Origin of the sequence: Streptococcus cristatus ATCC 51100 (assembly GCF_000222765.1) — a bacterium.
Classification (GTDB): domain Bacteria; phylum Bacillota; class Bacilli; order Lactobacillales; family Streptococcaceae; genus Streptococcus; species Streptococcus cristatus.
This window is the reverse complement of the sequence record NZ_AFUE01000004.1, coordinates 36,410-58,002: the sequence shown is the minus strand read 5'-3', so window position 1 is coordinate 58,002 and position 21,593 is coordinate 36,410. Positions and strand designations below refer to the sequence as shown.

At 44.6% G+C, this 21,593-nt stretch carries 21 protein-coding genes and 2 pseudogenes; 17 read left to right on the top strand and 6 right to left on the bottom strand.

The window, feature by feature from the left end:
* Positions 1-109 precede the first annotated feature (109 nt).
* From HMPREF9960_RS01895 to HMPREF9960_RS01875, 6 genes and pseudogenes are all read left to right on the top strand, one after another.
* A pseudogene (locus tag HMPREF9960_RS01895) lies at positions 110-3,482 on the top strand (family 20 glycosylhydrolase); the annotation flags it as partial.
* Positions 3,464-3,706 (top strand): LPXTG cell wall anchor domain-containing protein, encoded by a 243-nt coding sequence (locus tag HMPREF9960_RS11095; RefSeq protein WP_412179750.1) that lies wholly within the window; start codon positions 3,464-3,466, stop codon positions 3,704-3,706. The pseudogene HMPREF9960_RS01895 and the gene HMPREF9960_RS11095, both read left to right, overlap by 19 nt.
* Positions 3,707-3,845: 139 nt before the next feature.
* The gene (locus HMPREF9960_RS01890) at positions 3,846-4,265 is read left to right on the top strand and encodes a GNAT family N-acetyltransferase (protein ID WP_005591181.1); all 420 of its coding nucleotides are present in this window, start codon (positions 3,846-3,848) and stop codon (positions 4,263-4,265) included.
* Between the two features lie 89 nt (positions 4,266-4,354).
* Complete coding sequence (locus HMPREF9960_RS01885; RefSeq protein ID WP_005591180.1) at positions 4,355-4,774, top strand: VOC family protein; 420 nt, start codon at positions 4,355-4,357, stop codon at positions 4,772-4,774.
* Positions 4,767-5,354 (top strand): TetR/AcrR family transcriptional regulator, encoded by a 588-nt coding sequence (locus tag HMPREF9960_RS01880; RefSeq protein ID WP_005591179.1) that lies wholly within the window; start codon positions 4,767-4,769, stop codon positions 5,352-5,354. The genes HMPREF9960_RS01885 and HMPREF9960_RS01880 overlap by 8 nt, the downstream gene beginning before the upstream one ends.
* A complete protein-coding gene (locus HMPREF9960_RS01875) occupies positions 5,338-6,093 on the top strand; it encodes a DNA alkylation repair protein (RefSeq protein ID WP_005591178.1) in 756 nt (251 codons plus the stop codon). The genes HMPREF9960_RS01880 and HMPREF9960_RS01875 overlap by 17 nt, the downstream gene beginning before the upstream one ends.
* Before the next feature lie 19 nt (positions 6,094-6,112).
* Here HMPREF9960_RS01875 and rnjA read toward each other — a convergent pair whose 3' ends face one another.
* Together rnjA and HMPREF9960_RS01865 are read right to left on the bottom strand one after the other, a co-directional pair.
* The gene (gene rnjA, locus HMPREF9960_RS01870) at positions 6,113-7,795 is read right to left on the bottom strand and encodes a ribonuclease J1 (protein WP_005591177.1); all 1,683 of its coding nucleotides are present in this window, start codon (positions 7,793-7,795) and stop codon (positions 6,113-6,115) included.
* A 3-nt stretch (positions 7,796-7,798) separates the two neighbouring features.
* Positions 7,799-8,029 carry a DNA-dependent RNA polymerase subunit epsilon gene (locus HMPREF9960_RS01865; protein WP_005592042.1) on the bottom strand — a complete coding sequence of 77 codons (231 nt, stop codon included), beginning with the start codon at positions 8,027-8,029 and terminating at the stop codon, positions 7,799-7,801.
* Positions 8,030-8,316: 287 nt separating this feature from the next.
* Here HMPREF9960_RS01865 and tsaB point away from each other — a divergent pair, with 287 nt between their 5' ends.
* From tsaB to HMPREF9960_RS01830, 7 genes are all read left to right on the top strand, one after another.
* Positions 8,317-9,003, top strand: a complete 687-nt coding sequence (gene tsaB / locus HMPREF9960_RS01860) for a tRNA (adenosine(37)-N6)-threonylcarbamoyltransferase complex dimerization subunit type 1 TsaB (protein WP_005591175.1) — start codon at positions 8,317-8,319, stop codon at positions 9,001-9,003.
* On the top strand, positions 9,000-9,452 hold the full coding sequence (gene rimI, locus HMPREF9960_RS01855; RefSeq protein ID WP_005591174.1) for a ribosomal protein S18-alanine N-acetyltransferase: 453 nt from the start codon (positions 9,000-9,002) through the stop codon (positions 9,450-9,452). Before tsaB ends, rimI begins: the two co-directional genes overlap by 4 nt.
* Complete coding sequence (gene tsaD / locus HMPREF9960_RS01850; protein ID WP_005591173.1) at positions 9,442-10,452, top strand: tRNA (adenosine(37)-N6)-threonylcarbamoyltransferase complex transferase subunit TsaD; 1,011 nt, start codon at positions 9,442-9,444, stop codon at positions 10,450-10,452. The genes rimI and tsaD overlap by 11 nt, the downstream gene beginning before the upstream one ends.
* 9 nt (positions 10,453-10,461) lie before the next feature.
* Entirely contained in the window at positions 10,462-11,157 is a 696-nt protein-coding gene (locus HMPREF9960_RS01845; protein WP_005591172.1) for an AzlC family ABC transporter permease, read from the top strand.
* Complete coding sequence (locus HMPREF9960_RS01840) at positions 11,147-11,485, top strand: AzlD domain-containing protein (RefSeq protein ID WP_005591171.1); 339 nt, start codon at positions 11,147-11,149, stop codon at positions 11,483-11,485. Before HMPREF9960_RS01845 ends, HMPREF9960_RS01840 begins: the two co-directional genes overlap by 11 nt.
* Positions 11,486-11,608: 123 nt before the next feature.
* Positions 11,609-12,355, top strand: a complete 747-nt coding sequence (locus HMPREF9960_RS01835) for a class I SAM-dependent methyltransferase (protein WP_005591170.1) — start codon at positions 11,609-11,611, stop codon at positions 12,353-12,355.
* Positions 12,356-12,458: 103 nt separating this feature from the next.
* The gene (locus HMPREF9960_RS01830; protein WP_005591169.1) at positions 12,459-13,199 is read left to right on the top strand and encodes a MerR family transcriptional regulator; all 741 of its coding nucleotides are present in this window, start codon (positions 12,459-12,461) and stop codon (positions 13,197-13,199) included.
* A 182-nt stretch (positions 13,200-13,381) separates the two neighbouring features.
* On the opposite strand, the gene HMPREF9960_RS01825 is transcribed toward HMPREF9960_RS01830, so the two are convergent.
* From HMPREF9960_RS01825 to HMPREF9960_RS01810, 4 genes are all read right to left on the bottom strand, one after another.
* On the bottom strand, positions 13,382-13,837 hold the full coding sequence (locus HMPREF9960_RS01825) for an 8-oxo-dGTP diphosphatase (RefSeq protein WP_005591168.1): 456 nt from the start codon (positions 13,835-13,837) through the stop codon (positions 13,382-13,384).
* A 9-nt stretch (positions 13,838-13,846) separates the two neighbouring features.
* Positions 13,847-14,368 (bottom strand): DUF1697 domain-containing protein, encoded by a 522-nt coding sequence (locus HMPREF9960_RS01820; RefSeq protein ID WP_005591167.1) that lies wholly within the window; start codon positions 14,366-14,368, stop codon positions 13,847-13,849.
* A 13-nt stretch (positions 14,369-14,381) separates the two neighbouring features.
* Positions 14,382-15,563: an aminoacetone oxidase gene (aao, locus tag HMPREF9960_RS01815; protein ID WP_005591166.1), complete on the bottom strand. Its 1,182-nt coding sequence runs from the start codon at positions 15,561-15,563 to the stop codon at positions 14,382-14,384.
* A 160-nt stretch (positions 15,564-15,723) separates the two neighbouring features.
* Positions 15,724-16,650 carry an aldo/keto reductase gene (locus tag HMPREF9960_RS01810; protein WP_005592043.1) on the bottom strand — a complete coding sequence of 309 codons (927 nt, stop codon included), beginning with the start codon at positions 16,648-16,650 and terminating at the stop codon, positions 15,724-15,726.
* 274 nt (positions 16,651-16,924) lie between these two features.
* Here HMPREF9960_RS01810 and rpsO point away from each other — a divergent pair.
* From rpsO to HMPREF9960_RS01785, 4 genes and pseudogenes are all read left to right on the top strand, one after another.
* Positions 16,925-17,193: pseudogene (rpsO, locus tag HMPREF9960_RS01800) on the top strand (30S ribosomal protein S15).
* A 476-nt stretch (positions 17,194-17,669) separates the two neighbouring features.
* Complete coding sequence (locus tag HMPREF9960_RS01795) at positions 17,670-18,083, top strand: YjdF family protein (protein WP_005591162.1); 414 nt, start codon at positions 17,670-17,672, stop codon at positions 18,081-18,083.
* Between the two features lie 221 nt (positions 18,084-18,304).
* A complete protein-coding gene (glmS, locus tag HMPREF9960_RS01790) occupies positions 18,305-20,116 on the top strand; it encodes a glutamine--fructose-6-phosphate transaminase (isomerizing) (protein ID WP_005591161.1) in 1,812 nt (603 codons plus the stop codon).
* A gap of 230 nt (positions 20,117-20,346) precedes the next feature.
* On the top strand, positions 20,347-21,396 hold the full coding sequence (locus HMPREF9960_RS01785; RefSeq protein ID WP_005592041.1) for an LLM class flavin-dependent oxidoreductase: 1,050 nt from the start codon (positions 20,347-20,349) through the stop codon (positions 21,394-21,396).
* Positions 21,397-21,593: the final 197 nt, after the last annotated feature.

Genomic DNA, 21,593 nt, shown 5'->3' with positions numbered 1-21,593 from the left:
ATAGAATCTTGTGGAGACAATATTGATGAAAGATAGGGTATAAACTATAATAGAAGAAAAAGAAATCGCTTACATAATAAAGCGGAACATTTTAAAAGGAGATTTTATGATGATCTTTAATAGAAAGCAACGTTTTTCTATTCGGAAACTTTCAATCGGGGCAGCATCTGTCTTAGTCGGCTTTTGTTTGGCAGGACAAGTCGTTTCAGCTGATGAGGTACAAGCAGCGCCTGCAAGTCTTGTAGCTACGACAGGACCGGCTGTAGCCAGTGCAGGAGAAGGAGTGCAGGAAGTTGCTCCTGTGGAAGCCCAGACTAGCAGCGAGTCCTTGCCAGAAGCAGTTGCTAAAAATAGTGAGGAAGTTAAGCCTCAAGCTGTGGCAGCAGAGGCTCCAGCAGAAAAACCAGTAACAGAGGAGCCAAAACTAGAAACAGTCGCTGAAAAATCAGTGACTACAACAGAAAGTGCTTCTACGAATTCTGATGAGTCAAAGGCAACCCTGCCTAGTGAAACTCCCAAAACGGAGAAAACTAGTCAGGTCGATGAAAAGCTGGCTATGCGTAAAATGGTTTCGATTGATGCAGGCCGTAAGTATTTTAGCCCTGAGCAACTGAAGGAAATCGTAGACAAGGCGAAACGCTTTGGCTTCACGGACATGCATTTGCTGGTGGGGAATGATGGTCTACGCTTCCAATTGGATGATATGTCCTTGACTGTCGGTGATAAGACTTATGCCAGCGAGGATGTCAAGAAAGCCATTGAAAAGGGAACCAATGCTTATTATAATGATCCAAATGGCAATCACTTGACGCAAGCTCAAATGACGGACTTGATTGACTATGCTAAAAAGCAAGGTATCGGTCTCGTTCCGACCATCAATAGCCCTGGCCACATGGATGCTATCTTGCATGCTATGAAGGAGTTGGGCATTCAAAATCCAAACTTTAACTATTTTGGCAAGGAATCTGCACGGACAGTTGACCTAAACAATCAGACTGCTATTGATTTCACCAAGGCTTTGATTGACAAGTATGCAGGCTATTTTGCAGGGAAAACGGACATTTTCAATATTGGTTTGGACGAGTATGCCAATGATGCGACCAATGCTAAGGGGTGGCAGGTTCTACAAGCAGACAAGTACTATCCAGGAGAAGGTTATCCAGAAAAGGGCTACGAAAAATTCATCACTTATGCCAACGACTTGGCTAGAATTGTTAAGAGTCATGGCTTGAAGCCAATGGCCTTCAATGACGGTATTTATTATAATTCTGACCAAACTTTCGGCGAGTTTGACAAGGATATTATTGTTTCTTACTGGACTGGTGGCTGGGGTGGCTATGATGTGGCTTCTTCTAAACTCTTATCTGAAAAAGGGCACCAAATCTTGAATACCAATGATGCTTGGTATTATGTCTTGGGACGCAATGCTGATGGCCAAGGCTGGTACAATTTGGATCAAGGCTTGAAAGGAATTGCCTCCACTCCAATTACCAACGTTCCTAAATCAGAAGGGGCAGATATTCCGATTATGGGAGGCATGGTAGCTGCTTGGGCTGATGAGCCTTCTGCTCGTTTTTCTGCATCTCGACTCTATAAATTGATGCGTCACTTTGCGGATCGCAATGCAGAATATTTTGCAGCCAATTATCAAGATGTAGCTGCAGAGTTAGAAGCTATTCCAAGTGACTTGGCAGCTAAATATACAGAGGAAAGTATTGCTCGACTCAAGGAAGCTGAAAAAGCGGTTAGAGCCTTGGATGAAAACCTGAGCCGCGCGCAACAAGGCACCATCAATCAGCTTGTTGCCGAGCTAAAAGCAGCCCGTGAAAATCTAAAACCAACAGAAGCTTATCAAAAGATTTTGGACAAACAAGCAGAACGTGAAAAAGTAGCTAAGAACAAGGTTATTTCCATTGATGCAGGCCGCAAATACTTCTCATTAGATCAGCTCAAGAGAATTGTTGACAAAACTAGTGAGTTGGGCTACTCTGATTTGCACTTGCTGGTCGGAAATGACGGGATGCGCTTCATGCTGGACGATATGACCATCGAGGCCAATGGGAAGACTTACCAGAGTGACCAAGTCAAGGAAGCTATCACTGAAGGAACTAAATCCTACTACGATGATCCAAATGGAAATGCTCTGAACCAGAAAGAAATGGATGAGTTGATCAGCTATGCCAAACAAAAGGGCATCGGGGTGATTCCAGCGCTCAATAGCCCTGGTCATATGGACGCTCTTTTGGTGGCTATGGAAAAATTAGGCATTCAGAACCCGCAGGCTTATTTTGACAATCTTTCTAAGACCACTATGGACTTGGAAAATGAAGAAGCAAAAGCTTTCACCAAGGCTTTGATTGGCAAGTACATGGACTACTTTGCAGGAAAATCAAAGATTTTCAACTATGGTACAGATGAGTATGCCAATGATGCGACCAATGCACAGGGTTGGTATTATCTGAAATACTACAACCTCTATGGCAAGTTTGCAGAATATGCTAACACGCTTGCTGCTATGGCTAAAGAGCGAGGCCTTCAACCAATGGCTTTCAACGATGGCTTCTACTACGAAGACAAGGATGATGTTGAGTTTGACAAGGATGTCTTGATTTCTTACTGGTCTAAGGGATGGTGGGGTTATAACCTTGCCTCACCTCAGTATCTAGCAAGCAAGGGCTATAAATTCCTCAATACCAATGGGGACTGGTACTATATCTTAGGTCAAAAACCGGAAGATGGTGGTGGTTTCTTACAGAAGGCACTTGAAAATACTGAAAAGACACCATTTAACCAACTAGCGTCTACCAAGTATCCAGAAGTATCTCTCCCAACAGTTGGCAGCATGCTTGCTATCTGGGCAGATAGACCGCAGGCTGAGTACAAGGAAGAAGAAATTTTCAAATTGATGACAGCATTTGCTGATCACAATAAAGATTACTTCAAGGCCAACTATGAGTCTGTCCGAGATGAATTGGCCAAGGTTCCTAGCGATTTGAGCATCTATACGCTAGAGTCTGTTGCTAGTCTGAAGGCTGCCCAAAATGATATCGACTGGGAATTGAATCGGAATAAACAGGCTGAGGTAGATAAGCTGGTCGCTAAACTTCAAGCTGCGCGTGAAAATCTGAAGCCACTTAGCCACAATGGTAGCACAGCTCAGGATGAGAAAGCTGCTTTAGTTGAGGATAAGCCATATCTGGATATCCAAACAGAAGAGCTTGCTTTTGAGACAAAAGAAATATTGAATCCAGAGCTTGAAAAAGGTCAACGAAAAGTTGTTCAGACAGGAAGCAAGGGCGAAAAAATGAATCTGGTGGAAGTTTCTGCACTAGATGGCAGCCGAAAGGTTGTTGAATCTTCTGTTTCTAAAGCACCAGTGGATGAACTAGTAGAAGTGGGCACTAAGGAAACGAAACCTAGTCTTGGTCAAATCGAAGTGCCAATCGTTCAGCCTGCTCCATCAGTGACTCCTCTTGTCAAAGATAAGCCAGCTGAGCGCCCAGTGACCCCAGCAACTCCAACTGATTCAGCGCCTTCAGCAGAGCAGAAAGTAGCTGAGACAAAGGTTGCTAAATCTTCGGAGGCAGCTGTTTCTAAAGCCGCTAAACTTCCTCAAACTGGAACATCATCAGCTTGGACGATGACTTTACTAGGCACTGTCTTGGCCTTCCTTGGCTTAGCTGGAAGCAAGAAAAAGGAACAATAATCCTTCTGACGGATTATCTATGATCTATCATTCGGGCTTGGCGTGTTAATAGCTGAGCCCGATTGTCCTTGGTTTAGCAAGCAGGATTTCTCTATATCAGTGTAGGGAAATGCGATAAGGATTCTGAAAGGAGCAAGAAATGACAGAAATTCAAGACTTTATCAAGCAAGTTTTCAAGGAGCAATATGAGGCTTCTTTTGGTCCAGATATGCTTGAAAAACTGGAGCCAAAGGATTATTATCTGACACGGGAAGAGGAAGGGAACTTAATCGCCGTGCTCCATGCCCAACAGGTGTTGGAAAACATCCATATCAAGGCCTTAGTGGTGGATAGAGAACATCAGAAAAAGGGCTTGGGAGCCAGTCTGCTGGCAGAATTAGAAGAAAAGGCTGAGAAAGCGGGAGTCAGCAGCATTACCTTGTCCACTAAATCTTATCAGGCCAGGGATTTTTACATCAAGCAAGGCTATGAAATCTACGCCAGTCTAACAAATGTCCCACAAAAGGGCATTACCAAATATCATTTTATCAAGCGATTAAACGAAGCCATTCTCAAATAGACGGAAGCCAATTTGGTTTCTGTTTTTTAATATTCATTTGCATACATTCAGTATGTATGTTAAAATAAAATCTAAGAAAAGGAGAACAAGTGATTACCAGTTTATACCCCGTTTTAATGAGCGAAGATGTCCATCAAGCGGCACAATTTTTCATTGAGCATTTCCAATTTCAGGAAACCTTCCGTTCAGATTGGTATATTAGTTTAAAGAATATCGAGAGTGGTTTTGAGCTTGCTTTTATTGATAGCAAGCATGGGACAGTGCCACAAGCCTACCAGTCTAAGGCGAGTGGTCTAATCATCAATATCGAAGTTGACAATGTGGATTGTCTTTATGAAAAATTGCGTCAGCAAGAAGAAATGGAGTTCCTTCTTCCCATTAAGAGTGAAGATTTTGGTCAGCGCCATTTCATTGTGGAAGCGTCGGGTTCTGTTTTGGTTGATGTCATTCAAGTCATTCCACCTAGCGCTGAGTTTGCGGCAAATTATTTGGAGAGTGAAGATGAATAAAAAGCAGCAGGCTTCCCTAGAGACAAGTAGCAAAATATTAGCTATCGCCCGGAAACATTTTTCTTTAAAGGGTTATGCAGAAACTTCCTTGGAAGAAATTGTAGATGAGTTGGGAATGACAAGAGGCGCACTTTATCACCATTTCGGGAATAAGAAGACTTTATTTACCGCCGTACTGGCACAAATTCAATCCGAACTGGGGTCTTATGTAGAAAAAAACGCCCTGGAAGCACAGGATTCTTGGGAGCAGTTGGTGGAAGGCTGTGTTGCTTTTGTTCGTTTTGCGACCTTGATCGAAAATAAACGCATTCTCCTGCTTGATGGTCCCAATGTCGTTGAGTGGAAAGAGTGGCGTCGTCAGGACGAGGCTAATTCTTTCTTTCATTTGAGAGAGCAATTAGACATTTTAGCTAAAGAAGGGGAACTTATCTCTATTGATCTGGATATGGCGGCTCATATGATTTCAGGTGCCTTGAATGAATTGTCTCTTTTTCTGGCTGAGAAAGAGGGAGGAGCAGAAGTCAGAGAAGCAGTGAGAAGTCTGTTAAGGGGATTTAAAAATCATGGCGAAAAAGGTTAAAGATTATTATGATTTGGTTTATGCGGAGGATTTGAGCCGTCGCCTGCAAGAAGTCACAGATAAATTTGATGCTCAGCATTTTATGTCTCTAGTTGAAAGCGAATTAGAGGCTTTGGAATTTACTCAGCGTCAAGAGCTGCTGGCAAAGAGTATCAAAGAATGTTTGCCGCTTTCTTATGCTGCTTCTCTGAAGGTTTTTGAGCAGATACTTGGTCCGGAGTTAGAGGGCGGCTTGGGGATGTTCTCAGAGGGGTACTGGTTGTGGCCGATTGGCAAATACGTAGAACTTTACGGAGGTCAGGAATTCGAGCTGAGTGCAGCCTTCAGTAAGGAATTAACCAAGCGATTTACTGGAGAATTTTCTATGCGGCCCTTACTGGCTAATTTTCCTAAAGCTACGATGGATTTACTACTAGAGTGGAGTAAATACGAGAATATGCGCGTCCGTAGATTAGCTAGCGAGTGTATGCGTATCCGATTGCCTTGGGCTAAGAAGCAGACTGTGGTCTTAAATTATTTTGATGAATTTAGCGCTATTTTAAGGAATCTAAAGGATGATGCGGATAAATCAATCCAAAAAAGCGTTGCGAATAATCTGAATGATTTATATAAAGAAGCTCCTGAAAAGTTTGAGTGTATTATTCAAGCTTGGCAGGAGGAAGAATTGAGTCCGAGCTGCGCTTGGATTATCAAGCATGCTTCTCGAACAAAAATAAAGCAGAAAAATAAGCTTTGCTAGTCTAGCAAAGCTTATTTTTTTAGTTGTCTTCGTCTGGTGTAAGCACCATCGGAATGATAATCGGTTCGCGCTCGGTGCTTTCGTAGAGGAAAGGACGCAAGGCGTTGACGATAGCGCCGCTAACAGATTGGACGCTGGCGTCTTTATTCTTGAGTGCAATGCGAATGGCATTGAAGAGGATACGCTGGCTTTGGCGAATGAGGTCGCCTGATTCGCGCATGTAGATAAAGCCGCGGCTGAGAATATCTGGACCGGCTAAGATCATCTTGGAGCCAAAGTCAACTGTTGCGACAGCCAGAACCACACCGTCTTCTGACAGGTCTTTACGGTCGCGCAGGACTGCAGCTCCGATTTCACCAATGCGGTTCCCATCAACATAAATATCCTGAGCGTTGAAACTGCCGGCAATACGAGCTGAGTCAGCTGTCAGAGCCAGCACATCACCATTGCTCATGATGAAGATATTGTCTTTTGGTACTCCAGTATCAACGGCTAGACCTGCATGGACTTTTTGCATACGGTATTCACCATGGACTGGCATAAAATATTTAGGCTTGATCAAGCGGAGCATGAGTTTCTGCTCTTGCTGGCCACCGTGTCCAGAGGTGTGGATGTTGTTGATCTTACCGTGAATGACTTCTACACCAGCCTCGGAAATGATGTTGATCAGCTTGTTCACGCTGGTCGTATTTCCAGGGATTGGGCTGGATGAGAAGATGACCGTATCTCCCGGCTGCAACTGAACTTGGCGGTGGGTACCATTAGCAATCCGTGACAGGGCTGCCATGGGTTCACCCTGACTTCCGGTACACATAATCAGCACTTCACCAGCTGGATAGTCCTTGAGTTCATTTGGCTCGATGAAGGTATCTTTGGGAACCTTGATGTAGCCTAGCTCAATCCCGTTGACAATAGCCTTTTCCATAGAGCGGCCAAAGACCGCAATTTTGCGCCCTGTCTTGACAGCAGCTTCTGCTGCCTGCTGGAGGCGGAAGATGTTTGAAGCAAAGGAAGCGAAAATAATCCGTCCATGAATGCCTTCGATAATCTTCATAATAGACTGTCCGACCACTTTTTCGGAATTGGTGAAGGTCGGAACTTCAGCATTGGTCGAGTCGGACAGGAGACAGAGTACGCCTTCCTCGCCCAGAGCGGCCATGCGGTGCAAGTCTGCTGGCTCACCGACTGGTGTAAAGTCAAACTTGAAGTCACCGGTACAGACAATCTTACCTTGTGGCGTATGAATGACAATCCCCAAAGGTTCTGGAATAGAGTGGGTTGTGCGGAAGAAGGTCGCCTTCAGATTTTTAAAGGTCAACTCTGTATTTTGATTGATTTCATAGAGCTTGGCATCCCGCAAAAGTCCATGCTCTTCTAGCTTGCCCCGAATGAGAGCTAGAGCCAAAGGGCCAGCATAGATAGGAACATTGGCTTGCTTGAGCAGGAAAGGAATGCCGCCGATATGGTCCTCGTGCCCGTGGGTGATAAGGACAGCTTTCACGCGGTCAATATTTTCTACGATATAAGAGTAGTCGGGGATAACATAGTCGATACCCAAGAGGTCGTCTTCGGGAAATTTAATCCCAGCATCGACAATGATAATCTCATCTTGATACTCAATTCCGTAGGTGTTTTTACCGATTTCGCCCAGACCGCCGATGGCGAAAACACCAACTTCTTCTTTCTTTAAGTTATATGCCATAGGTTACAACTCCGTCAATTCGAAGGCGCCTGACTCTTTTTCGTACTCCAAATGTTTGTCAGACAAGAGTTCGATAAATTCAATATTGTAAGGAGTCTTTTCTTCGACCAATTTGCGGGCTTTGATGCGACCTTCTAATTCATCGGTTGCTTCTATATCTAAGTAAAGGGCACGTGTTTGTTCACGGCGTGGGCTGCGTTCTTTTGTTTCTTGATAAAAAATTTTGTAAATCATTTTATTTCCTTCCATTTTTCACGATCAAGCTACAGAAAACGACAGCTAATCAGCTGTTTTCTTTTATTCAGTTTTATGAGTAGTAGATTGACCTTGATTCGATATAATTCTAACCAATTATATCATAAAACCAGCTTTTAGTAAAAGACATAGCCGAGAAAATCTTGTGGAGATTTTCAGAAAAGCCTTTGAGGACAATCTAGATAACCAAATGCCTGCCTCTCTCTACCCTTGTCGCTGCTTTTGTAGTATAATAAGAAGCAAACACTCGAGTAAGGAAGAAAACGATGAACATTTTAGCGATGGATACGTCAAATAAGGCTCTTTCTCTAGCAATTTTAGAGAATGAGGAGACCTTGGGGCAAGTGACGCTCAATATTAAGAAAAATCATAGTATTACCCTTATGCCGGCTATTGATTTTCTGATGAATAGTCTGGATTTGAAGCCAACGGATTTGGATCGGATCGTGGTGGCGCAGGGGCCGGGCAGCTACACAGGTCTGAGAATTGCGGTGGCGACAGCCAAGACTCTGGCCCATACCCTCAAGATTGAGCTGGTCGGTGTATCTAGTCTGTTGGCTTTAGTACCAGAGCAGGTGGAAGGTTTGGTCATTCCCATTATGGATGCCCGCCGTAATAATGTCTATGCTGGTTTTTACCAGTCTGGTCAGGCTGTACGGCCGGAAGCTCACCTGCCTTTGGCAGAGGTGTTGGAAATGGCTGGCGCTGCTAACCAATCAGTCACTTTTGTCGGAGAGACAGCAGCTTTTGTGGAGCAGATTGAAGCGGCTATTCCTCAGGCTGCTATTCAGCCGACCTTACCAGATGCGGCAGCTCTTGGTCGTATTGGTTTAGACCTGCCAGCCCAATCTATTCATGATTTTGTCCCTAACTACCTCAAGCGGGTAGAGGCCGAGGAAAATTGGCTCAAGACCCATCAGGAATCCAGCGATTCTTACATTCAGCGCCTATGATTAAGATGAGAAAATGGAGCGATAGCTCAGATGTGGACGCGGCAACTCTCGCAAAAGAGCTGGAACAGCTCTTATTTGCTGTCTATGAGGTCAGCCCTTGGACTGTGGGTCAATTGGAAGAGGTTCTGTGCTCGGATGTGAATAGTTGTGCGCTAGCAGAAGATGAAAGTCAGCTTGTCGGATTTTTAGTCTGGCAGGAGACAGACTTTGAAGCAGAAGTCCTGCAGATTGCTGTATTGCCTAGCTATCAGGGACAGAAAATCGCGACAGCCTTGTTTGACTTTTTGCCAGCTGACAAAGAAACTTTCCTCGAAGTGAGGGAGTCCAACAAGCCAGCTCTGCTATTTTACAAAAAAGAAAAATTTGAAGAAATCGCGCGGCGGAAAGCCTACTACCATGCACCGGTGGAAGATGCGATTGTCATGAAAAGAGAGATCCATGAAAGATAGATATATTTTAGCTTTTGAGACGTCTTGTGATGAGACCAGTGTGGCGGTTCTGAAGAATGAGACGGAGCTTTTGAGCAATGTCATTGCCAGCCAGATTGAGAGCCATAAGCGTTTTGGCGGAGTGGTACCGGAAGTGGCCAGCCGTCACCATGTGGAGGTCATTACAGTTTGTATTGAGGAGGCCTTGGCAGAAGCGGGGATTAGCGAGGAGCAAGTCACAGCAGTAGCCGTCACCTACGGTCCTGGTCTGGTTGGGGCGCTTTTGGTTGGCTTGGCAGCGGCCAAGTCTTTTGCTTGGGCTCATGATATTCCCTTGATTCCGGTCAATCATATGGCTGGGCACCTGATGGCAGCCCAGAGCGTGGAGGCCTTGGAGTTTCCTTTGCTGGCTCTTTTGGTCAGCGGTGGTCATACTGAGCTGGTCTATGTTAGTCAAGCTGGTGACTATAAGATTGTGGGTGAGACCCGCGATGATGCGGTCGGTGAAGCCTATGATAAGGTCGGTCGCGTCATGGGGCTGACCTATCCAGCAGGCCGGGAGATTGATCAGCTGGCTCATGAGGGACAGGATATTTATGATTTTCCGCGGGCCATGATTAAGGAAGACAATCTGGAATTTTCTTTTTCCGGTCTCAAGTCGGCCTTTATCAACCTGCACCACAATGCCCAGCAAAAGGGAGAAGTCTTGTCTAACCAAGACCTGTCAGCAAGCTTTCAGGCGGCGGTCATGGATATTCTCATGGCCAAGACTAAGAGAGCGCTGGAAAAATATCCAGTCAAGACTCTGGTCGTGGCGGGAGGCGTTGCGGCCAATCAAGGCCTGAGAGAACGCTTGGCAGCTGAGATTCAGGATGTGAAGGTAATCATTCCGCCTCTTCGCCTCTGCGGTGATAATGCTGGTATGATTGCCTATGCCAGCGTCAGTGAGTGGAATAAGGAAAATTTTGCCAGTTTGGATCTGAATGCAAAGCCAAGTCTAGCTTTTGAAACGATGGAGTAAAGGAGAAGAATGCGCGGACAGACATTTAAACAAGGGGCACAAGCGGCAGTACCAACGGCTCTGGGCTATATTGGGATTGGTCTAGCTTGCGGCATCATGGCGGCACCTCATATGAATCCCTTGGAGATGGGGCTGATGAGTATTTTGGTTTATGCCGGCAGTGCCCAGTTTGCCATGATTGGTCTATTTGCCCAGCAGGCGCCGGTTTTGGCCATCGCACTGACTGTTTTTCTCATCAATATCCGGCATCTTCTGCTCTGTCTGCATGCCTCAACCCTTTTTCGTAAGTCTAGCTTGGCTCAGAATATTGTCATTGGCTCTTTTTTGACAGATGAATCTTATGGGGTCTTGATGGGAGAGCAGGTGTATACAGAAGAGATTGCTGCTAGCTGGATGATGGGTAACAATTTCATGAGTTATGCTTCTTGGATTTTAGGTACTGTTTTAGGAACTGCCCTTGGTGCCCTTCTGCCCAATCCTGAGAGCTTTGGCCTGGACTTTGCCCTAGTAGCTATGTTTATTGGCATTTTCTCCTCTCAATTTATAATCATGCTGCGACGGGTCAATATAAAGAAGCTCTTTTTGGTCTTGGGTGTGGTGGGTCTTGCCTACTTGCTCCTGACCATGCTGCTTCAAAATTCGCTGGCGGTGCTTTTTGCAACCTTACTAGGCTGTACGGTGGGGGTGATTCTAGATGATAAGTAAGTATATTTTGCTGGTTATTCTTTTGTCTGCCCTAGTCACTTGGATTCCGCGGGTTTTGCCCTTTATCCTAGTCAAGTACAAGGGTCTTCCGCCCATGGCAGAGCGTTTTCTCAAATATCTGCCAGTTTCCATTATCTTTGCCCTTATCCTGTCTAGTGTCACCAATGCTAAAACAGGTCAGCTACCGAGTTTTAAATGGCTGGATTTGCTGGCTGTTTTTCCGACGACTTATGTGGCTTTTAAGTATAAGAACTTGATTGCAACTGTTGTATTTGGTGTAGTCTTGGTGGCCTTGCTGCGCTATCTGGCTGGATTTCTTGGGCTATAAAGAAGGTAAAAGACAGATTGAATTGGTTGATTCGGTCTGTTTTTTTGCCGAATTCTAAGAATTGTCTGAAAATATAATATTTTATGCTATAATGGAACCAATCAAAATTATGGAGGTTCGGAAATGGCAGAAGCAGGGCATAAATTTTTAGCAAAGTTAGGAAAGAAACGCCTTCGTCCCGGTGGTAAGCTGGCAACCGACTGGCTGATTGACCAGGGGCAGTTTTCCAGCGATAAGAAAGTTCTAGAGGTTGCCTGCAATATGGGAACCACAACGATTGAGCTGGCTAAAAGATATGGCTGCCAGATTACTGCAGTTGATTTGGATAAGGCTGCGCTAGCTCAGGCTAAGCTTAATGGAGACAAAGCTGGTGTTAGTGAACTCGTCACATTTGAGCAGGCTAATGCTATGAAGCTGCCTTATGATGACAATTCTTTTGATATTGTTATCAATGAAGCCATGCTGACCATGCAGACGGATAAGGGGAAGGCCAAATGTATGGATGAGTACTACCGGGTGCTGAAGCCAGGTGGAGTGCTCCTCACCCACGACGTCATGCTCAAGCAAAAAGATGAGAATGTCCGGGAAGAGCTATCTCGTGCGATTAATGTCAATGTGGGGCCTCTTACTGAAGGTTCTTGGATTCAGCTGGCGCGTTCTCACGCTTTTAATCGTGTGGACACTTTTGTCGGCGAAATGACCTTGATGAGCCTTCGAGGGATGATATATGACGAAGGACTGGGTGGCACACTGAAAATCTGCTTCAATGCCCTTAAAAAAGAAAACTACAGTCAATTTATGAAGATGTTTAAGATGTTCCAAAAGAATCAAGAAAAAATGGGCTTTATTGCCATGGTTTCTCGCAAATAATACTATCTACTTTGGAAAATTTAAAGTGATTAAAAAAATTTCATAAAAAGCTTGACTCTGCCCTAAGGTCAGGGCTTATACTATAAGGGCAAGGAGGTTTTTTATGTATCATATCAAAGAAGCTGCGCAGCTTTCGGGTGTCTCTGTCAAAACCCTGCATCACTACGACAAAATTGGTCTTTTGGTTCCTCAAAAATTAGAAAATGGCTATCGAACGTATAGTCAAGCTGATCTAGAGCGGCTACAGGTCATCCTTTACTATAAGTATCTGGACTTTTCTTTGGAGAAAATAGCAGAGCTGCTGAGTCAGGACGATCAGGCCTTATTGCCGCATCTGGTGAGGCAGTTAGAGTATTTGCAGCAGGAAAGAGACCGCTTGGATACTTTGATTTCTACCTTGCAAAAAACTATCCAAGAAGAAAAAGGAGAAAGAAAGATGACAATGAAAGAAAAATTCGCAGGTTTTGCCTACGAAGACAATCAAAAATACCACCAAAAGGCTGTCGAAGAATACGGTCAAGAAGTCATGTCGGAAGCACTGACTCGTCAAAATGGACGGGAAGAAGAATCTGCCGCAGCCTTCAATCAAGTTTTTCAAAGTCTGGCAGAAAATATGCAGCAAGGCTTGCCAGTTGAAGCGGCAGAAAATCAAGAGCAGGCAGCGCGTCTCTTGCAAGCCATCCGTACTTATGGTTTTGACTGCTCTATTGAAGTATTCGGTCATATCGGTAAAGGATACGTCTACAATCCAGAGTTTAAGGAAAATATTGACAAATTTGGCCCAGGCACAGCTCAGTACACATCAGATGTCATTGCAGCTTACGTTCGGACAAATGCAGAATAAAAGAGGCTGGGACAAAAGTCCTAGCCTCTCAATTGTTTTTGGATTGTCGAGTAAGACGCAGTGGTTGAGTGGGCTCTACTAGGCTGATTTCATCAGCTTTTACAGCCCTACTCAACTGTGCGGAGGTGGGACGACGAAATCGAATTCTAACGAATTACCGATTTCTGTCTCACTCTCATTTTTTACTTCAAGTCATACAGCCAGTCGTCACCGTCTTTATAGTAAAAGAATTCACTTAAATCATCTTCTAGAAACACACGAAGCATATCTGACATGTCCTCAGTTGCAAGCTTCAGACGAGACAGATTTTCAAATTCTTCCCACCAAACCTTTCCTTCATCTGAGGATTGCAGCACGCCGGAATAATGCTTTGTCTTGTAGAGCAGGACGACATAGCGAAAATCCTTATCATCATACCAATCCTTAATGCCGCAAAGTTGGGGTTTGGATATGGTCAGTCCAGTTTCTTCTTTGACTTCTCTGATAACGGCCTCGGTGAAAGATTCCCCGCGCTCTACATGCCCGCCAGGAAAAGTGATGCCGGGCCAGTCAGGACTAACTCGGTCCTGGACAAGAACTTTTTCTCCGTCATAAATCATGCACATGTTGACGAATTCGACTGTTTCGCATCTGTTCATCTTGTTCTCCTATTTTGTTAGTAATTTTTCTACTACGTTTAACTTTCTCATGGTCAGATCCACGCCAAACAGTTTTTCAAGATAGTTGGTATTGAGCTTTTTTTGTTTTGCAGTTCTAGGGAGATAGAGGTAGAGACAGGAATCGCCTACACAAATTTCTTCTTCACCGTAGTCAGCTTTCAATTTTTCTAGTGGCAGACTTTGGATAAATCCCTGATAAAAAATCACATGTACACGATCATGAAGATAGTCTTCTCTAAACGGGTTCTCATGAACAATCTTTTCAAAATCGTTCTTATTCTTGATAACCATTTTTAAGTCGGCCCCAATTTTTTCCTTTATCAGAGTATGAACGCGTTCTCGTATTTCTTCTAAATCTAAGTCACTCTCAAGAATGATATTCCCACTTTGAATATAGGTTCGGACGTGTTGAAACCCAGCTTCTGTCAAAATATCTACCAAATAAGACATTTTCGGGATAGCATTTTTTCCATTAGGAGTAACGCCTCTTAGTAAAATAATATGTTCCAAAGGACTTCCTTTCTTATTTGGTACTTATTGGATTTGAGCCTGCCACCCAGCCGGTACAGAGGGCAGATGTGATGTTGAAACCGCCCGTGTGGGCATTGATGTCTAAAACTTCGCCAGCAAAGTGGAGTCCAGGTACTAGCTTACTTTCCAGAGTTTTAGGATTGATCTCCTTGAGGCTGATGCCACCCTTGGTAACAAAGGACTTGGCAAGGGACATTTTGCCAGTCACAGGGATTTCGAGTGCTTTGATAGACTGGACGAGCTGGTCGCGTTCTTTCTCAGTTAGTTGTTTGACTTTTTCAGGATAGCCTTGCACAAAAAAATCTGCCAAGCGTTCTGGTAGCAAGGTTTTTAAGGCATTTTTCAAGGATTTTTCCCGATGTTCTTCTAAAATATCCGCCAGAGCCTGTTGACTCATCTGTGGCAAAAGGTCCAAATAGATGGTTTCGCCGCCCTTTACAAAGCTAGACAAGCGCAGAGCTGCCGGACCTGATAGGCCAAAGTGGGTAAAGAGCAGATCGTGGGTGATGACATGCTTGCCGTAGCTGAGGGTCACATCGTCCAGCGAAATCCCCTGAAGCGCTTTGTGAGGAAAGTCAGTCAGAAGAGGACTTTCAGCAGCCTCTAGGTCAGTCACCGTGTGCTTAAAGTGTCGGGCAATATCATGGCCAAAACCAGTCGAACCAGTTGAAGGGTAGGACTTGCCGCCAGTCGTCACAATCAACTTCTGGCAAGTCCAAGTCTGGTCGCTGGATCTGACAGTGAAAAGCTCATCAGATTTTTTGACGGATACAATTTCGGTATTGGTGATGACAGTGCCGCCCAGCTCTGCAATCTTCTTTTCCAAGGCTTCGATAATGGTGCGGGACTTGTCTGTCGCTGGGAAAACACGGCCGTGGTCTTCAACCTTGAGTTTGACACCGTTCTCTGTAAAGAAGTTGATGATATCATGGTTGTCAAACTGGGAAAAGACGCTGTAAAGAAAGCGTCCGTTGCCTGGAATACCGGCCATGAGGTCATCCAAGTTTCCATTGTTGGTGACATTGCAGCGCCCGCCGCCTGTACCCGCTAGTTTCTTGCCCAGTCGTTTATTCTTCTCAAGAAGTAGGGTCTTCTGCCCGTAGAAAGAACTGGAAATGGCAGCCATCATACCAGCTGGTCCTCCGCCGATGATGATTGTGTCGAAATGGTTCATTTGTTTTTCCTTTCGTAAAATAGGAATTTTATATGCTAGTTAATCTTGCGCAAGGTGATTTGCCCTTTAAGCTATACAGTGGACATGCTCTGGTCAGCTTTTCTGCCAGTCCTTCAGCTAGCATCTTGGTAGAAAATTGATCGGATTCTAGGCTCATTTTTTAAGGAAGATCCTTTCCAGAGGCCAAGTAGATTTCGTACCATTCTTTTCTAGTCAGTTCAATATCTGCTGCCTTGGCTGATTCGATGATGCGGCTAGCCTTGGTCGTGCCGATGACTGCCTGCATCTGGGCTGGATAGCGTAGCACCCACGCAATAGCCACTGCCGATGGTGATATTTGGTATTTGTCGGCCAGTCGGTTTAAGACAGCATTGAGCTTGGGGTATTTATCCGAACCGACAAAAACGCCTTCGAAATAGCCATGCTGGAGGACAGACCAAGCCTGAATCACGACATCGTTGAGGCGGCAGTATTCAAAGATACTACCGTCGCGCATATTTGCGTCTGTTCCCTCCATGTTGACGTGGAAGCTGGACTCAAAGGCAGGTGAAAAAGCTGCACTCAGTTGGAGCTGATTTGCCACCAAAGGCTGCTTGACCTCTTTTTTGAGTAGCTCCATCATCATAGGATTCTGGTTGGATACTCCAAAATCAAGGACCTTTCCTTGAGATTTGAGCAGATCAAAAGCTTCAGCGATTTCACTGGGCTCCATCAGTGCATCTGGTCGATGCAAGAGCAGAGAGTCCAGATGATCCACGCCTAAGCGCTGTAAAATACCGTCTGTTGCTTCGAGGATATAGTCTTTGGAAAAGTCGAAGTAGGTGAATTCTTCTATGCGGATTCCCACTTTGGACTGAATCCACATCTTAGCCCGCAGGTCAGGTCGATTTTTGAGCACTTGTCCCAGAATTTCTTCGCACTTGCCTCCACCGTAGATATCGGCTAAGTCAAAAGCGTTAATACCGACTGACAAGGCTGTTTCGACCAGTTCTTCCACCTCTTTGGGAGTCATTTGGGCAATTCGCATCAGCCCTATGATAATCTGGGAAATTTCTCTCTTGCTTTCTCCGAATTCAAGATATTTCATAAGCTCTTCTCCTCGTGTCATCTTAATCCCAGTATAAGCTAAACCTGCTCCAAAGTCAAAAAGCGACTAGCTAGATCGAGCCTTGGAGCAAATGTGTAGAAAATCCTCATTTTGGCTAATGAAATTTGGCTGACTTTGTCGGAAAAGTAGAAGATTTGACAAAAACTTGGCTTCCTGATAGAATAAGAATGTCTTAAAGACAAATAACTTCTTCTTGGTTGCAGGAATTGCCAAGCCTGTCACTCGGATGAAGCGTAAAGAAAAGGAGCTTATCATGGCAATCTCAAAAGAGAAAAAAATGAAATCATTGCACAATATGCACGTCACGAAGGTGATACAGGTTCAGTAGAGGTTCAAGTTGCTGTCCTTACTTGGGAAATCAACCACCTTAACGAACACATCAAACAACACAAAAAAGACCACGCTACTTACCGTGGTTTGATGAAGAAAATCGGTCGCCGTCGTAACTTGCTTGCATACTTACGTAAAAACGACGTTAACCGTTACCGTGAGTTGATCAACTCTCTAGGACTTCGTCGTTAATCTGCTTTATTTTCCACTTACATTGCGTTGTCACCTTACCTCGATATACTCAAGTATAATCTTCGGTTACGGTTCCTAGCACTGTAAGGTAAAATAAACCAGATCATCTCCCTTCGGGGAGATTTTTTGTTTCACTAAAATTTTCGTACAATCTTCGGCTCGTCGCCTAGTCTATAAATGTTTTATCCAGCAAGAATAAAGCTCTTTGAATTCAGAGGGCTTTTTTGTTTTTACTAAGATTTTAGAACAATCTCAAAATTACTTTTGAATTCAGAGGTTTTTCGTTAGCCTTACTTTGTCTTCGATCAGTACAATTTTTAGCTTTCCTTGAATTTTTTAGAAAATCTTGCTAGACTGTAGCTACTAAGATAAAAACACAGTTCTGGTTGGTAGTCCAGACGCAAAAAATCCATTTTTGTCAGTAACCTTCCTCCTTGGTTGTCCATTCTTAGGGATTTTTTTAAGGAGGTGCTGTCATGGATAAGATTTCAATGACGCTGACAGTTTATTTTGAAGAGGGATTTTGGCACGGTCTTTTCGAGCAGGAACATGCTCAATCTTATAGAGTTTGCCGAGTCACCTTTGGTGCAGAGCCTAGTACGCAGGAATTGTTGGATTTTCTAAACCGTTATTATCACCGATTGCAGTTTAGTCCTAGCATCAGGGTGAAGGAGAAGACTAAGTCGGTCAGTCCTAAACGCCTGCAGAGACAGACTAAAAAAGAGCAGATGGCTTCACGTTCTTCAAAGTCTCAGGAAGCGCTGAAGCTGCAATTTGAAGAGCAAAAACAAATCGCTCGAATCAAGCGCAAGCAACAAAAAGAACTGGCTCAGCAAAGGAAATTCGAACTCAAACAGCAAAAACGATTGGAAAAGCACAAGGGGCACTGAACCTGGTTTTTCTTATTTCTATGGAAAGGTCTTCCGATGGGAGGCTTTTTTGTTTTTAAACAAATTTTTCTTGTCTCGAAACTATACCAATTTTATGTTGACAAATGTCAAATCGGTGTGTATAATGTTTTTGTCTCTCGATAAAAAGATAAATAAGACTATACCAATTTTCAATAAAGGAGGAACTAGCTTTTTGCCAGCAAAAGGCTAGAAATAAATCTATGTGTGGAATCGTCGGAGTTGTGGGAAACCGCAATGCAACAGATATTTTGATGCAAGGACTTGAAAAGTTAGAATACCGAGGCTATGATTCGGCTGGAATTTTTGTGACAACAGGAGAAAAATCCAGCTTGATCAAGTCTGTTGGCCGAATTGCAGATCTTCGTGCCAAGATTGGAATGGATGTAGCAGGTTCAACAGGTATTGGGCATACGCGCTGGGCAACCCACGGAAAACCAAGTGAGAATAACGCCCATCCTCACACTTCTCAGACAGGTCGTTTTGTTTTGGTTCACAACGGTGTGATTGAAAATTACCTGGACATCAAAAATAACTATCTTGCTGGCCATGATTTTAAAGGGCAGACAGATACAGAAATTACAGTTCATTTGATTGGGAAATTCGCGGAAGAAGACGGTCTCTCTGTTCTTGACGCTTTCCGCAAGGCCCTTCACATTATCGAAGGTTCCTACGCTTTTGCCTTGGTAGATGCCCAAGATCCTTCTAGGATCTACGTTGCCAAAAACAAATCTCCGCTTTTGATCGGCTTGGGCGAAGGCTACAACATGGTCTGCTCCGATGCCATGGCTATGATTCGCGAGACCAGCGAATACATGGAAATCCATGATAAAGAGCTGGTCATCGTGACGGCTAATAGCGTAGAAGTGCAAGACTACGAAGGCAATGTTCTTGAACGCGGCAGCTATACTGCTGAGCTGGACCTGTCTGATATCGGCAAAGGCACTTATCCTTACTACATGCTGAAGGAAATTGACGAGCAGCCGACCGTGATGCGTAAGCTGATCAGCACTTATGCGGATGAAAATAATAAAATGCTGATTGATCCAGCCATCATCAAGACAGTCCAAGAAGCGGATCGCATTTATATCATTGCTGCTGGAACTTCTTATCATGCGGGTTATGCTTCTAAACGGATGTTGGAAGAACTGACGGATACGCCAGTTGAACTGGGTATTTCTTCAGAATGGGGCTATGCTATGCCGCTTCTGAGCAAGAAGCCACTCTTCATCTTCATCAGCCAATCTGGTGAGACAGCTGATAGCCGCCAAGTCTTGGTCAAGGCCAATGAACTGGGCATTCCTAGCTTGACAGTGACCAATGTGCCAGGCTCAACCTTGTCTCGTGAAGCCAAGCATACCCTGCTTCTCCATGCTGGACCAGAAATCGCCGTGGCTTCAACCAAAGCCTACACTGCACAAATCGCTGCCCTAGCTTTCTTGGCCAAGGCGGTTGGTGATGCCAATGGCAACGAAAAAGCCAAGAAGTTTGATTTGGTTCATGAGCTGTCTATCGTAGCTCAGTCTATTGAGTCTACCCTTTCTGAGAAAGAATTGATCGAAAGTAAGGTTCGTGACTTATTGGCGGAAACTCGCAGCGCCTTTTATATCGGCCGTGGTCAGGATTATTATGTGGCGATGGAAGCTAGTCTTAAGCTTAAGGAGATTTCTTACATTCAGTGTGAAGGCTTTGCTGCAGGAGAGCTCAAGCATGGTACTATTTCTCTGATTGAAGAGGGAACACCTGTGCTAGCTCTGCTTTCAGACGAAGTCTTGGCTAGCCATACTCGCGGAAATGTTTCTGAAGTTGTGGCGCGTGGAGCCAAAGTTTTGACTATTGCGGAGGAAAATGTGGCGAAGGATGGAGACGATATTGTCTTGAGCCAAGTTCACCCTTATTTGTCACCAATCTCTATGGTGGTGCCAACTCAATTGATTGCTTACTTTGCAACCCTGCACCGCGGATTGGATGTGGATAAACCACGCAATCTCGCTAAATCTGTAACGGTAGAATAACCGTCTTAATGAATCTCGATAAGAATATCAAGCCTCAGATTTTTCTGGGGCTTTTGGTATGGTGTTTTGGTGACGATGCTCTTTGGAAGTCTCTTTCGACCATGGCAAAACCATGCTGACGACAGGCATCCTATTTTATACAGATGGACAAATAGGTTGAGCATCATTTTTACATTTATCACTAATTAGTGATAAAATATTTTTATCTTAAATATCAGGAGGACAAAAACATGGTGGAATTAGGTATTTCTACTTTTGGAGAGACAACGCCACTAGAGGGTACAGGGCAGATCTATACTCATGACGAACGGCTTCGGCAGCTGGTAGCAGAGATTGAGCTGGCAGACAAGGTGGGACTGGACGTGTATGGCATTGGAGAGCATCATCGAGAGGACTTTGCCGTCTCTGCACCGGAGATTGTGCTGGCGGCTGGTGCGATCAAGACGGAGAAGATTCGCCTGACCAGTGCTGTCAGTGTCCTGTCGAGCTTGGATCCTATTCGAGTCTACCAGCAGTATGCGACGATTGATGCATTGTCAAATGGCAGAGCAGAGGTCATGGCTGGCCGTGGCTCTTTTATCGAGTCCTTTCCGCTCTTTGGCTATGACTTGAAGGATTATGAAGAGCTTTTTGATGAAAAGCTGGACTTGCTCCTCTATGCCAGTGTCGAGACGCGGTTGAATTGGAAGGGAAAACTGACGCAGACTATTGACAATCGGGAAGTCTACCCACGGGCGGTGCAAGAAACATTGCCAGTTTGGGTAGCGACAGGGGGAAATGTCGAGTCTACCATTAAGGTCGCCCAGAAAGGCCTGCCAATTGCGTATGCCATTATCGGTGGACAGCCTAAGCGCTTCAAGCCCCTGCTGGATGCGTATCGCCGGATTGGGCAGGAAAGTGGGCACTCAGATGAAAAGTTGAAAATCGCTGCCCACTCTTGGGGCTGGGTCATGGAGGACAATGAGGAGGCAGTCCGGACTTACTTCCATCCGACCAAGCAGGTAGTGGACGCTATCTCTAAGGACCGCCCTCACTGGAAGGAGGTGACCTATGAGCAATACCTGGATCAGGTAGGACCAGAGGGGGCCATGTTTGTCGGTAGCCCTGAAAATGTCGCTCAGAAATTGATCAAGATGATAGAGGAGCTGGGACTGGACCGCTTCATGCTGCATCTGCCGTTGGGATCGCTTCCGCATGAGCGGGTTCTCCAGTCTATCGAACTCTTTGGCACCAAGGTTGCACCGCTCGTGCGGGAGTATTTTGCAGCTAAGAGTAAGTAAGATTGGAGTAGCAGTTTTTTGATAAAAATTACTTATCTCGTCTATAGAAAATATATATCTTGCCTTTCTAAAAATAGTAAGAAAAACAGGTTTTTCATAGAAAGCTGAAAAACCTTGGTAAAGCTAGCTTGAGCTAGCTTTTTTAATTTACTCTTATAAATATTTTTAATCGGGCTGATAGGAAATATATATTTGGA